Genomic DNA, 13,022 nt, shown 5'->3' on the forward strand with positions numbered 1-13,022 from the left:
CGACGGGTCCGGCCGCCCCTGGCGGCCGGACCCCGGTCAGCCCGCCACCGACCTCGGCCGTGGAGCCCACACCATGCACGTTCACGACAGTGCGCGCCGCTCCGGCACGCGCGTCACGCTGCTCACCGAAGGCACCTATCCGCACAGTCACGGCGGAGTCAGCGTCTGGTGCGACCAGCTCGTCACCGGAATGCCCGACCTCGACTTCGAGGTCGTCGCCGTCACCGGCACCGGACGCGAGGCGCTCGCCTGGGACGTCCCCTCGCATGTGCGACGGGTCGTCTCCGTCCCCATGTGGGGTGCGCCGCCGCCCGGCCGCCCGCCCCGGGGACGCTCCGAACGCCACCTCGCGGAGGCCTACGAGTCGTTCCTCGCCGCCCTGCTCGACCCCCGGGCGGAGTCCGGGTTCGCCCCGGCCCTGTACACGATGGCGCGTGCCGCGGCCGACGGTGTACTGAGCCCGTTCCTGCGCGGCGACCGGGCGATCACCGTGCTCGCCGCCCTGTGGAACCGCCCCGGCCTGACGGTGCGTGAGGCCCGCCCGACCCTGCACGACGCCCTCACCGCGACGGCCCTGCTGGAGCACGCCCTGCGGCCGCTGGCGACACCGCCGCCCGAGCACGGCGTGGCGCACGCGGTCAGCGGCGGCGTGGCCGTCCTGCCGGGCCTGGCCGCCCTGGACCGGCACGGTGTCCCGCTGCTGCTCACCGAGCACGGCGTCTATCTGCGCGAGCGCTACCTCGGCTACCGCACGGCCCCCTACCGCTGGCCCGTGAAGGCGCTGATCCTCGGCTTCTTCCGGCTGCTGGCCGAGGAGACCTACCGCCGGGCGGCGCTCATCACGCCCGGCAACCGCTACAACCGGCTGTGGGAGGAGCAGGGCGGCGCCGCGCCCGCCGCGATCCGCACCGTCTACAACGGCGTGGACCCCGGCGCCTTCCCGCCCGCCGGGCCCGAGCCGGAGAGCCCCACCCTCAGCTGGGCGGGCCGGGTCGACCCCATCAAGGACCTGGAGTCCCTCATCCGCGCCTTCGCGCTGGTCCGGGACCGCCTCCCGGCCGCGCGGCTGCGGCTGTTCGGCGGCACGCCCCGGGGCGGCGAGGCCTACCGGCAGCGCTGCGAGAAGCTCGCCGCCGACCTCGGACACGCCGACGCGGTCACGTTCGAGGGCCGCGTCGACGACATCAAGGACGCCTACGCGGCGGGGAACGTGGTGATGCTCTCCAGCATCAGCGAGGGGTTCCCGTTCACCCTGATCGAGGCCATGTCGTGCGGGCGGGCGACCGTCTCCACGGATGTCGGCGGGGTGCGGGAGGCGGTCGGGGACACCGGGCTCGTGGTGCCACCGCGCGACCCGGCCCGGATGGCCGCCGCCGCCCTGGAGCTGCTCGCCGACCCGGCGCGCCGGCGCGCGATGGGCGAGGCCGCGCGGGCCCGGGTGATCGAGCAGTTCACCCTGCGCCAGACTGTCGAAACGTTCCGCTCGATCTATCTGGAGCTGTCGGCCCACGGCCGGATCCGCACCCCGCAGCCCCGGACGGCACCGGTCGGCGCGCAGGTCGGGGCCGTCGCCGGGACGGGGAGCCTGGCCGGATGAGCGGACCCATGGCCCTGGAGCCGGACGGCTCGCAGGGCGACACCCTGTCCCTGCGGCTGGCCGAGGACAGCGCGCCCCGGCTGCGCCGGGACGTGGAGCGCACCCTGAGCCTGCGTCAGCCGCGCTGGGGCGGGGACCACGCGGCGGTCGACTCGCTCGCCGCGGAACTGGCCGACCGGATCGGCCCGGCCGTCCACCCCTACGAGGTCGCCGCGCTGCTGGAGTCGGAGGGGCTGACCGCCGAGGTCATCAGGGAGCGGTACGGGCACCCGAACCTCTTCTCCCTGGCCCGCGCCCTGTACGAGCGGGTGCCGCGCACCTTCCCCGAACCCCCGCCGGCCGCCGATCCCTGGCGCCCGGACCACGTCCGGTGCGCGCTGCGCGGCGCCCTGTTCGCCCTGCCGGGCCTGGGCTATCTGCTCACCGCCCCGCTGTGGGACGCCGAACGCGCGGTCACCGGGCTCGTGGTGGCCGGTCTGCTCTCGTGGGCCTGGGGCCAGGCGCTCGGCCACCGCGCCTTCGTGCGGATGACCTCGGGGCGGCGGGAGGCGGCCCGCACCCTGCTCAGGGGCGCCCCGCTCGGCGCCGCCGTCGCGACCGGCGCCGGCGCGCTCGTCACCGGCTCCGCCACGGCGGCACTCGCCTCGGGCGTCCAGTCGCTGTATCTCGCGGCGGCGGGTGTGCTGCTGGTGCTGGGCGGTGAACGGCTGCTGCTGGCGGCCCTCGCACCGCTGATCGCGGGGGCCGCCGTCCTGCCGTGGTGGGAGCCCGGCACCGTGCTGCGGGCCGGGCTGCCGCTGCTCGCCCTGCTCGGCTCGGTCGCGGCGGCGGGCTGGACCCTGCGTACCGCCCTGGCCGCGGACCCGGCGCAGGGAGCGGTCCGCCCGTCCCTGCTGGCGTCGCTGCCGTACGGGATGTTCGGGCTGTCCGCCGGCGCGCTGGTGCTGCTCGCGGGCCGCGAGGACCCGTACGCGGTGATCGCGCTGACCGTGAGCATGGGGCCCGCCGAGTGGCTGCTGTACCGGTACCGGGGGCTGTCGGTGGCCGCGCTGCGCAGAACGGGCACACCGGCCGCGTTCCGGCTCTGGTCGGCGGGTGTCCTCGCGCTCTGTCTCGGCGTCTATCTGCTGCCCCTCGTCCCGGCCGCGCTGCTCACCGGGTCGGCCCCGGCCCCGCTGCTGCTGCTCGCGGCGGCCCTGTGGACCGCGCTGCTGCTCCAGGCGTTCGGCGTGGCCTGGCCGCCCGCCGTGGTGTGTGCCGCCGCCGCGGGCACGGCCGGCGCGCTCACCGTTCTCGGCCCGCTGCCCCGCGCCGACGTACTCGCCCTGTGTACGGGCGCGGCCGCCCTGTGGCTCACCGGGTGCGTGCTGCACCTGCTGGGACGGCCCGCGCGGCACGCCTGACCGACCGGTCCGGCCCGGGCGCGAGGCCGCCCGGGCCGGACAGGGCACCGCCCCATCCCGCTCAAGGAAGCACCACTCAACGGAAGGAACCGAGTTGACCACCGCACCGCTCGCCGCCGTCACCGGAGCCGAGGGATTCATCGGCTCACACCTGACCGAGGCGCTGGTCGCCGCCGGGCACCGGGTGAGGGCCATGGCGCAGTACAACTCCTTCTCCTCCTACGGCTGGCTGGAGACGCTCGCGCCGGACGTGCTCGACCAGGTCGAGATCGTGCTCGGCGACGTCCGGGACCCCGGCTCGGTCCGCGGCCTCCTCGAAGGCGCCGACACGGCCTACCACCTGGCCGCGCTGATCGCGATCCCGTACTCCTACCAGGCACCGCACAGCTATGTGGACACCAATGTCACCGGCACGCTCAACGTGCTGGAGGCGGTCCGCGCGCTGGGCACACCCCGGCTGGTGCACACCTCCACCAGCGAGACCTACGGCACCGCGCAGACCGTGCCGATCACCGAGGACCACCCCATCAACACCCAGTCCCCGTACGCCGCTTCGAAGGCGGGCGGCGACCGGCTGGCCGACAGCTACCACGCGAGCTTCGAGACCCCGGTGGTGACCCTGCGGCCCTTCAACACCTTCGGGCCGCGCCAGTCGATGCGGGCGGTCATCCCGACCGTCATCGGCCAGGTGGCGGCCGGGGAAAGGACGATCACCCTCGGCGACCTGCGCCCCACCCGTGACTTCACCTACGTCAAGGACACCGCGCAGGCCTTCCTGACGGTGGGCACCGCGCCCGCCGCGCAGGTGGTGGGCCGCACCTTCAACGCCGGTACGGGCGGCGAGATCTCGGTCGGCGATCTGGTCACGCTGATCGGCAAGGTGATGGACACCGGCCTCGACGTGCGCGAGGACACCGCCCGCATCCGGCCGGCGGCCTCCGAGGTGATGCGGCTGGTCTGCGACGCGAGCCGGCTCACCGCGGCCACCGGCTGGGAGCCCGCGCACTCCCTGGAGGAGGGCCTCGCGCGGACCGTGGAGTTCTTCCGCGACCCGGCGAACCTCGCCCGCTACAAGACCGGCATCTACAACATCTGACCGACCGGCACGTCCACGAGGAACACGAAGGACACCAAGGAGGAGTCCCATGCATGCTGTGATCCTGGCCGGGGGCAAGGGCGTCCGGCTGCGGCCCTACACGACCGCGCTGCCCAAGCCGCTCGTACCGATCGGCGACGAACACGCGATCCTGGAGATAGTGCTGCGCCAGCTGGCCTCGGCGGGCTTCACCCGCTGCACCATAGCCATCGGACACCTCGGGGAGATCATCCGCGCCTATGTGGGCGACGGCAGCCAGTGGGGCATGACGGTCGACTACACCACCGAGGAGAGCCCGCTGGGGACCATGGGCCCGCTGCTCACCATGCGCGACCGGCTGCCCGAGACGTTCCTCGTGATGAACGGCGACATCCTCACCGACCTCGACTACGCGGACGTGCTGCGCCGCCACCGCGAGTCCGAGGCCCGGCTGACCATCGCGACGTACGCCCGCAAGGTCCGGATCGACTTCGGGGTGCTGACCACCGACGACAGCCGGGTGGTCGCCTTCACCGAGAAGCCGAGCATCGACTACCGGGTCTCCATGGGCGTGTACGCGCTGTCCCGGTCCACGCTGGAGGGGTACACGGCGGGGCTGCCGCTGGGCTTCGACGAGCTGGTCCTCGACCTGCTCGCCCAGCAGAGCCCGCCGCACGCGTACGACTTCGACGGCTACTGGCTGGACATCGGCCGCCCGGACGACTACGACCGGGCGAACGCCGAGTTCACCTCGCGCAAGCCGATGCTGCTCAAGGGAGCCTGAACCCGCCATGCGCATTCTCGTCCTCGGCCTGACCGGCTATCTGGGCGGCCATGTCGCCGGACATCTGCGCGCCCTGCCGGGCGTGCGGGTGCTCGGCGGCGGCCGCTCGCCCGCCGCGGAGTTCGGTGTGGACCTCGGCACCGCCTGCGCGGACGAGCTGGCGCGGACCCTCGCCGACGCCGCGCCGGACGCCGTCGTGAACTGTGCGGGCGCGACCGGGGGCGACCCGGTGACCCTGGCGGAGGTCAACGCGCGCGGCCCCGCGGTGCTCTGCGCGGCCCTGCGCAAGGCGGCCCCGGCGGCCCGGCTGGTGCACCTGGGGTCGGCCGCCGAGTACGGTCCCGGCACCCCGCACACCCAGGTGCCCGAGTCGGGGCCCACCCGTCCGCTGGCCCCGTACGGCGCCACCAAGCTCGCGGGCACGGTCGCGGTCACCACGTCGGGGCTCGACGCCGTGGTGCTGCGGGTCGGGAACCCGGTCGGCGCCGGGGCGCCGGCCGCCGGGCTGCCGGGGCGGATCGCGGGGCTGCTGCGCGAGGCGGGCACGGACCCGGACGCGGAGATCCGGCTGGGCGACCTGTCGGCCTGGCGGGACTTCGTCGACGCGCGGGACGTGGCGCGGGCGTGCGCGCTCGCCGTGTCGGCGGTGGGGCCCCTGTCCGGGGTCCTCAACATCGGCGGCGGACGGGCGACCGTCGTCCGGGACCTGGTGCACGGTCTGGCGCGGATCGCCGGGTTCCGCGGCCGGATCGAGGAGGGCGGCGGCGGTTCGGCCCGGTCCGGAGAGGTCTCGTGGCAGTGTTCGGACATCACGGCGGCGCAGCGGGTGCTCGGCTGGCGGCCCTCCTTCACCCTGGACGACTCGCTGGCCGCGCTGTGGGCGGCGACGACACCGCAGGGCGGCGGGCCGCCCCGGTGAGCCTGCTCGTTCCGCTGTACGTCCATCCCGCCGAGGACCCCGGCGCCTGGCACCGGCTGATCGGGGCGGCGGACCGCACCTACGCGGTGGTGCTCAACCCGGCGGACGGGCCGGGCACGGAACCCGACCCGGCGTTCACCGCGGCCGCCGAGGCGCTGCGCACGGCGGGGGCCCGGCTGCTGGGATACGTCGACACCGACTACGGGGCGCGTCCGCACGCCGACGTACGGGAGGACGTCGTCCGGCACCGCGAGTGGTACGGCGTCGACGGCTGCTTCCTGGACCGGGTGACGGCCGCGCCGGAGGAGCTGTCCGCGTGCCGGCGGCTGGTGCGCGGGGTGCGGCGGCTCGGTGCTTCGCCCGTGGTGCTGAACCCGGGCGCGTACCCGGCGCCGGGGTATGCCCGTATCGCCGACTTGATGGTGACGTTCGAGGGGCACTGGTCGACGTATGTGTCGGCGTTCAGCCGTCCGGACTGGACGGCCCGGCACGCGCCGGAGAAGTTCTGCCACCTGGTGTACGGCGTGCCCGAGGCGCTGGTGCCGCTCGCGCTGCGTACCGCCCGTGAGCGCGGGGCGGCGGTCGCCGGCCCGGTCACGGGTGATCTGCCCAATCCCTGGGCCGAGTTGACGCCCGCGCTGGGGGAACCGGAACGATGAGACGTGCCGGATGGGCGTGGGGTGTGCTGTGTGCCCTGGTGCTGACCGCGTGTGCCGGTGACGGCGGCGGTAACGGCGGCGACGGCGGGGAGGGGGTGCGGCAGCGCTGGCAGCCGCGGCCCGGCCTGGCGTGGCAGTGGCAGCTCGACGGCAGGGTGGACACGTCCGTGGACGTGCCGGTGTACGACATCGACGGCTTCGAGAACTCGGCGGAGGTCGTCGACCGGCTGCACCGCGACGGCCGCAAGGTCATCTGTTACGTCAACGTCGGCGCCTGGGAGGACTTCCGCCCCGACAAGGGCGACTTCCCGAGGTCGATGCTGGGTGCCGAGAACGGCTGGGCGGGCGAGCGCTGGCTGGACATCCGGCGGCTCGACGAGCTGCGCCCGCTGATGGCGCGCCGGATGGACATGTGCCGCGACAAGGGGTTCGACGCGGTGGAGCCCGATCTGATGGAGGGGTACGCGAACCGGACCGGTTTCCCGCTGACCGCGGACGACCAGCTCGCCTACAACCGGATGATCGCCGGTCTCGCGCACGACCGTGGGCTGGCCGTGGGCCTGAAGAACGACCTCGCCCAGATCCCGCGGCTGGTGGGCGACTTCGACTTCGCGGTCAACGAGGAGTGCGCCGAGTTCGACGAGTGCGCCGCCCTGAGCCCGTTCGTGAGCGACGGCAAGGCGGTGTTCCATGTCGAGTACGCGGTGCCGAACGACGAGTTCTGCGCCGACGCGAAGCGGCTGAGGCTGTCGTCGATGCGCAAGCAGCTGGAGCTGGGCGTGTGGCGCAAGCCCTGCTGACGCGCGGTGCCCGGCCCGCCGACGCGGCCCGCCCCTTGACGGGCGGACCGCATCGGCCGGACGCGGGAGGCGGTCAGGGGTTCGCGTACACCTCCACTTCGCTGAACTGGCCCGCCGGCCAGCCGGTGTTGGCGGTGACGTTGAGCCGCAGGTAGCGCAGGCTGGTGCCGGCGGGCAGGGCGACGGTGACCGAGTTGCCGGTCGCCGGGTCGAAGCGGTGGCCCTGCGACCCGACCACGGTGGAGAACGTGCCGGCCTGGGTGCCGCCCTGCACGGACAGGGTCTGGGTACGGGCGCCCCAGGCCGTGGCGGGCGGCAGCTTGAGGACCAGCCGGCGCACGGCCTGCGCGGAGCCGAGGTCGACGGTCAGGGACTGCGGGAGGGCGTTGTTGGCGGACTCCCAGTAGCTGTTGGCGTCGCCGTCGACGGCCCTCGCGGGTCCGTAGTCACCCGTCTGGCTGCTCGCGGTGGCCGGGCGGCCCTGGGCGAGGTTGCCGGTGGGCTCCGGGTTGGGGTTGCCCTGGCCGGGCTGCGGCCAGGCCGCGCAGTTCGACCAGGTGCTGCTCCAGCCGGAGTTGCCACCCCCGTCGGTCAGGGTGAAGGTCCCGGAGGGATAGGGGCAGTTGTAGATGCCGGCGGCGCCGACGCCGGTGGCGGTGACGTTGCGGAAGGTGGCGGCTCCCGCGGTCTCGGCCTGGACGACGACGGTGCCGGTGTTGCGTACGGTGGCGCCTTCGACGGTGATGTTCCTGGCCGCGAGGCCGCGCCCGCTGCCGGAGACGAACTCGAAGGCGCTGTACGGGCTGTCGGTGATCGTGGTGTTGGTGATCCGGACCTGGGCGTCGATCGCGCTGTCGTAGGAGTCGACGCGCAGCGCGCCCATCGGGTGGTTCCAGTTGGGGTTTATCGCGCCGGTGCGCACGAGGGTGTTGCCGTCGACGGTGATGGTGCCGGCCAGCGGGTGGAACGGGTCGAGGAACTTCTGGTTGGAGATGGCGATACCGCTGCCGAGGGCGTTGGTGTCGGAGATCAGGTTGTTGCGTACGGCGATGTCGGTACCGCCGTAGATCGCGATGCCGTTGGCGAGGTTCGGCTGGGTGATGGTGTTGTTCTCGAAGCTGCTGTTCACGTCGGGCGCGTTGAGCGACCACATGGCGAGCGCGTCGTCGCCCTGGTTGCGCAGGAAGTTGTTGCGGACCCGCACCCCGCGCGCGTTGCCGTTGAGGTTGAGGCCGTCGGCGGTCATGTCGAGGAACCGGTTGTTCTCGACGACGAGGTTGTCGTTGTTGCCGGTCAGCCAGAGGCCGACCTTGAGGTGCTGGAGCCACATCCCGGACACCGAACTGTTGGGCCCGAGGGACCCGTTGACGAAGTTGTCCGGGTTGGAGTCGACCCGTTCGGTGACGTCGCCGATGACGGCGAAGTCCCTGATGCGGACGTTTCCTGCGCCGCCGGACTGGTCGATGAACCGGGAGCTGCGGACGACGGAGTGCCAGTGCCCGGCGCCCTGGAGGGTCACGTTCTGTACGCCGTTCAGGGACGACGTCAGCCGGTACTGGCCCGGCGGGATCCACACGACCCGGCCCTGCGCGGCGGCGATGGCGTTGCGGAAGGCCTGGGTGGAGTCGCCCTGGCCGCTGGGGTCGGCGCCGTGGGAAACGACGGAGACCGAGCCGGCGGGCTGCGCCGAGGGGCCCGCCGCCTGTTCGAAGTCGGCGACGTCGACGGTGACCTGGGTGCCGGTCGCCTGGACGGCCACCCGGTCGCCGGCCTGCACGTTCTGGCCGAGCAGCAGCCGGGAGTTGTCGTAGAGGTGGTGGGTCCTGGCGCCCGCGATCCAGGGGGTGTCGACGTAGGAGTACCTCGACGTCACGGGCAGCGTCCTGGCGATCTTCGTGCCGTTGACGTAGACGTCGAGGGTGCCGGACTGGCCGTCCGGGACGCTGTAGGCGAGGTTCAGCGCGTTGGCGGCCCGGGGGACGGTGAACTCGACCCGCTGGCCCGCGTTGAGCCGTACGGCCTGGCGGCCGGAGGCCTCGGAGGCGAGGGTGCCCTGGGTGTAGTCGGGTCCGATCCTGGTGCCGGTGGTTGTGGCGGACTCGGCCTCCACCGAGCCGAACGGCAGGGTGGCACCGGCCGCCGCGTGCGCGGCGGGGGTACCGAGGGCGACGAGGGTCCCGGCCGCCAGGGCGACGGCCGTGGCCATGATGGACATGTACCTGACAGATCTTGCGGTGCGGGTGTACATCAGCTGATCCCTCCGTGTGGGGGTGTGGGGACAGCGGTGGGGTGGGGGGTGGCCGGGGACGGATCAGGCGCGCAGCCAGACCGCCGTGTCCTGCGGCAGCCGGCCCTGCGGGTCCAGCGGGCCGCTGCCGAGCAGCAGTTCGGAGTGGTCGGGCAGGTCGACGGGGGTGGCGGACAGGTTGACCAGACAGTGCGCCGCCCCGTCCTGGCGGACGAAGTGCAGAACGCCGTCGGGGGCGGGCCGCCAGGTGAGCGGGCCGTCGCCGAAGGCCGGGCGGAGCCGGATCGCCTCGCGGTAGAGACGCAGCATCGAGCCGCTGTCCTCGGCCTGGAGATCGGCGGCGTACGAGGACCAGTTGACGGGCTGCGGCAGCCAGGTCTCCTGCTGCGAGCCGAAGCCGGCGTACGGGGCGTCCGCGACCCAGGGCAGCGGCACCCGGCAGCCGTCGCGGCCGGGGTCGGTGCCGCCGGAACGGAAGTGCATCGGGTCCTCGATGCGGTCGCGGGGGATCTCGACCTCGGGCAGGCCCAGTTCCTCGCCCTGGTAGAGGTAGACGGCGCCCGGCAGGGCGAGGGAGAGCAGGGCGGCGGCGCGGGCCCGGCGGGTGCCGAGGACCAGGTCGGTGGGGGTGCCGTAGGCCTTGGTGGCGAAGGCGAACGCGGTGTCCTCGCGGCCGTAGCGGGTGGCCGTGCGGGTCACGTCGTGGTTGCACAGCACCCAGGTGGCGGGGGCGCCGACCGGGGCGTGCTCGGCGAGTGTCTCGTCGATGGAGGTGCGCAGCCGCTCCGGGTCCCACGGGCAGGACAGGAACGCGAAGTTGAACGCGGTGTGGAGTTCGTCGGGGCGCAGGTAGCGGGCGAAGCGCTCGGTGTCGGGCAGCCAGACCTCGCCGACGAAGATGCCGTCGTAGTCGTCGGCGACCCGGCGCCAGGAACGGTAGATGTCGTGCAGTTCGTCGCGGTCGACGAACGGGTTGGGGTCCCGGCCCTCGACGAAGTCGGGCAGCTCCGGGTCCTTGGCGAGCAGGGCGGCGGAGTCGATACGGACTCCGGCGACACCGCGCTCGAACCAGAACCGCAGCACCTCCTCGTGCTCGCGGCGGACCGCCGGGTGCGCCCAGTTGAGGTCGGGCTGCTCGGGGGTGAACAGGTGCAGGTACCACTCGCCGTCGGGCAGCCGGGTCCACACGGGTTCGGTGGAGCCGGCGAACTGGGACGGCCAGTCGTTGGGCGGGAGTTCGCCGTGCTCGCCGCGTCCGGGCCGGAAGTGGAACAGCTCGCGCTCGGGGCTGCCGGGGCCGGCCGCGAGGGCGGCGCGGAACCAGGAGTGCTGGTCGGAGACGTGGTTGGGCACGATGTCGACGATGGTGCGGATGCCCAGCTCGCCGGCCTCGGCGATCAGCTTCTCCGCCTCGGCGAGGGTGCCGAAGGCCGGGTCGATCGCCCGGTAGTCGGCGACGTCGTAGCCGCCGTCCTTGAGCGGCGAGAGGTACCAGGGGGTGAACCACAGGGCGTCCACGCCGAGTTCGGCGAGGTACGGCAGCCGGGCGCGGACGCCGGCCAGGTCGCCGGTGCCGTCGCCGTCGCCGTCCGCGAAGCTGCGTACGTAGACCTGGTAGATGACGGCGGAGCGCCACCAGTCGAGGTGGGTCCGGGCAGGGGTGGGCTGTGCCACGGTACTGGCCTCTCTGTCGGTTCGTGGGGGGTGCGGCGGCGGTGTCAGCCCTTTGTGCTGCCCGCGCTGATCCCGGCGATGATGTGGCGCTGGAAGATCAGGAACATCGCGACCATCGGGATGCTGGCGATCACCATGGCGGCGATCAGGACGGTCAGCTGGATGTTCTGCGACAGCTGGACGAGTGCCACGCTGATCGGCTGCTTCTCGGTGTCGGAGAAGACCATCAGCGGCCAGAGGAAGTCCTGCCAGACGGCGACCAGGGCGAAGATCGACACCACGCCGAGCACCGGCCGGGACATGGGCAGCACGATCGACCAGAGGGTGCGCAGCTTGCCGGCGCCGTCGATCTCCGCGGCCTCCAGCACATCGCGCGGGATCTGGTCGAAGAACCGCTTCAGGAGGTAGAGGTTGAAGGCGTTGGCGACGGCCGGCAGCCAGATCGCGAGCGGGTCGTTGAGCAGCCCGAGGTCGGCGACGGTCAGGTACTTCGGCACCACGAGCGCCTGGGCGGGCACCATCAGGGTGGCGAGGATGCCGCCGAGGATCACCTTGCCGAAGACCGGCTTCAGCCGGGACAGGGCGTAGGCGGCGGCGGTGCACAGGACCAGCTGGAAGATCCAGGCGCCGGCCGCCTGCACCACCGTGTTCCACAGATGGGTCGGCAGGTCCATCAGTTCCCAGGCGTCCGTGTAGCCGGTCAGGCTCCACTTCTCGGGCACCAGGGTCGGAGGTGTCCGGGCCACCTCGTCCGGCGACTTCATCGCCCCGGACACCATCCAGTAGACGGGGAACAGGAACGCCACGACGAACAGCAGCAGGACGCCGCCGAAGACGGTCCAGTAGGCCGCCCTGCCGCGTGGGCGGGCGAGGGTCGCCGGGGAGACGAGGGTACGGGTGCTCATTCGCTGTCCCCCTCCGAGCGGGTGAGCCGCAGATAGACGGCGGCGAAGGCGCCGAGGAAGACCAGGAGCATCACGCTCAGGGCGCAGGCGCCGCCGAAGTCGTTGTAGAGGAAGGCGTACTTGTAGATCAGGTAGAGCACGGTGACCGTGGCGTTCTCCGGGCCGCCGCCCGTGATGACGAACGGTTCCGTGAAGACCTGCATCGTCGCGATGATCTGGAGGAGCATCAGCATCAGGATCACGAACCGGGTCTGCGGGATCGTGACGTGCCGAATGCGCTGGAGCAGGTTGGCGCCGTCCAGTTCGGCGGCCTCGTAGAGCTCGCCGGGGATGGACTGGAGGGCGGCCAGGTAGATCAGGACCGTGCCGCCCATGTTGGCCCAGGTCGCGACGATGACCAGGGAGATCAGGGCGGTGTCGGCGCCGTTGGTCCAGTTCGACGTGGGCAGGTGCAGAAAGCGCAGTGCCTCGTTGGCGAGGCCGGTGCCGGGGTCGTAGAACCACTTCCACAGCAGTGCGCTGACCACCGGCGGGATCATCACCGGCAGATAGACGACCACGCGGAAGAAGGCCTTCGCGTGCCGCAGTTCGTTCAGGACCAGGGCCATGACGAACGGGATCGCGAAGCCGACGAGCAGGGCGAGCAGGGTGAAGGTGAACGTGTTGCGCCAGGCCGCGGTGAACTCCGGGTCGTCCAGGACGCGGGTGAAGTTGTCGGTGCCCACCCACTCGGCCGGGGCGCCCGGCGTGTACTTCTGGAACGAGATCACGACCGCGCGGATCGCCGGGTACCAGGAGAACAGCGCGAAGCAGATCAGTCCGCCGATCAGGAATCCGTAGGCACGGAGCTGGTCGGAGAGCCGGCGCCGCCCCCGGTCCCCTGCCGGGGGCGGCGCCGAGACCGGGCTGACCGCGACCTTCGCCTCGGTCCGCCGCTGAGCCGTCTTGGTCATCGTGG

The 13,022-nt window shown here is 72.8% G+C and carries 11 protein-coding genes; 7 read left to right on the forward strand and 4 right to left on the reverse strand.

The annotated features are described in order from the left end of the window. Positions 1–73: 73 nt before the first annotated feature. The 7 genes from pelF to ACIQAC_RS07350 all read left to right on the forward strand — a co-directional run bounded on the left by pelF (position 74) and on the right by ACIQAC_RS07350 (position 7,237). Complete coding sequence (gene pelF / locus ACIQAC_RS07320) at positions 74–1,597, forward strand: GT4 family glycosyltransferase PelF (RefSeq protein WP_402187881.1); 1,524 nt, start codon at positions 74–76, stop codon at positions 1,595–1,597. Next, a complete protein-coding gene (locus tag ACIQAC_RS07325) occupies positions 1,594–3,000 on the forward strand; it encodes a hypothetical protein (protein WP_402187883.1) in 1,407 nt (468 codons plus the stop codon). Before pelF ends, ACIQAC_RS07325 begins: the two co-directional genes overlap by 4 nt. Positions 3,001–3,094: 94 nt before the next feature. After that, a complete protein-coding gene (locus tag ACIQAC_RS07330) occupies positions 3,095–4,096 on the forward strand; it encodes a GDP-mannose 4,6-dehydratase (protein ID WP_402187884.1) in 1,002 nt (333 codons plus the stop codon). A gap of 49 nt (positions 4,097–4,145) precedes the next feature. Next, the gene (locus ACIQAC_RS07335) at positions 4,146–4,859 is read left to right on the forward strand and encodes a sugar phosphate nucleotidyltransferase (protein ID WP_402187886.1); all 714 of its coding nucleotides are present in this window, start codon (positions 4,146–4,148) and stop codon (positions 4,857–4,859) included. A 7-nt stretch (positions 4,860–4,866) separates the two neighbouring features. Next, on the forward strand, positions 4,867–5,778 hold the full coding sequence (locus ACIQAC_RS07340; RefSeq protein ID WP_402187888.1) for an NAD-dependent epimerase/dehydratase family protein: 912 nt from the start codon (positions 4,867–4,869) through the stop codon (positions 5,776–5,778). Next, on the forward strand, positions 5,775–6,437 hold the full coding sequence (locus ACIQAC_RS07345; protein WP_402187889.1) for a spherulation-specific family 4 protein: 663 nt from the start codon (positions 5,775–5,777) through the stop codon (positions 6,435–6,437). Before ACIQAC_RS07340 ends, ACIQAC_RS07345 begins: the two co-directional genes overlap by 4 nt. Next, complete coding sequence (locus ACIQAC_RS07350; RefSeq protein ID WP_402187891.1) at positions 6,434–7,237, forward strand: endo alpha-1,4 polygalactosaminidase; 804 nt, start codon at positions 6,434–6,436, stop codon at positions 7,235–7,237. The genes ACIQAC_RS07345 and ACIQAC_RS07350 overlap by 4 nt, the downstream gene beginning before the upstream one ends. Positions 7,238–7,310: 73 nt before the next feature. Here the strand turns inward: ACIQAC_RS07350 and ACIQAC_RS07355 are convergent, their stop codons facing one another. From ACIQAC_RS07355 to ACIQAC_RS07370, 4 genes are all read right to left on the reverse strand, one after another. Next, a complete protein-coding gene (locus tag ACIQAC_RS07355) occupies positions 7,311–9,443 on the reverse strand; it encodes a discoidin domain-containing protein (protein ID WP_402187893.1) in 2,133 nt (710 codons plus the stop codon). Between the two features lie 105 nt (positions 9,444–9,548). Continuing rightward, positions 9,549–11,159 (reverse strand): glycoside hydrolase family 13 protein, encoded by a 1,611-nt coding sequence (locus ACIQAC_RS07360; protein WP_402187894.1) that lies wholly within the window; start codon positions 11,157–11,159, stop codon positions 9,549–9,551. 44 nt (positions 11,160–11,203) lie between these two features. Then, positions 11,204–12,064 carry a carbohydrate ABC transporter permease gene (locus ACIQAC_RS07365; RefSeq protein ID WP_402187896.1) on the reverse strand — a complete coding sequence of 287 codons (861 nt, stop codon included), beginning with the start codon at positions 12,062–12,064 and terminating at the stop codon, positions 11,204–11,206. Next, positions 12,061–13,017 carry a carbohydrate ABC transporter permease gene (locus ACIQAC_RS07370; protein ID WP_402187898.1) on the reverse strand — a complete coding sequence of 319 codons (957 nt, stop codon included), beginning with the start codon at positions 13,015–13,017 and terminating at the stop codon, positions 12,061–12,063. Before ACIQAC_RS07370 ends, ACIQAC_RS07365 begins: the two co-directional genes overlap by 4 nt. Positions 13,018–13,022: the final 5 nt, after the last annotated feature.

Source organism: Streptomyces sp. NPDC088387, from assembly GCF_044753385.1.
Classification (GTDB): Bacteria; Actinomycetota; Actinomycetes; order Streptomycetales; family Streptomycetaceae; genus Streptomyces.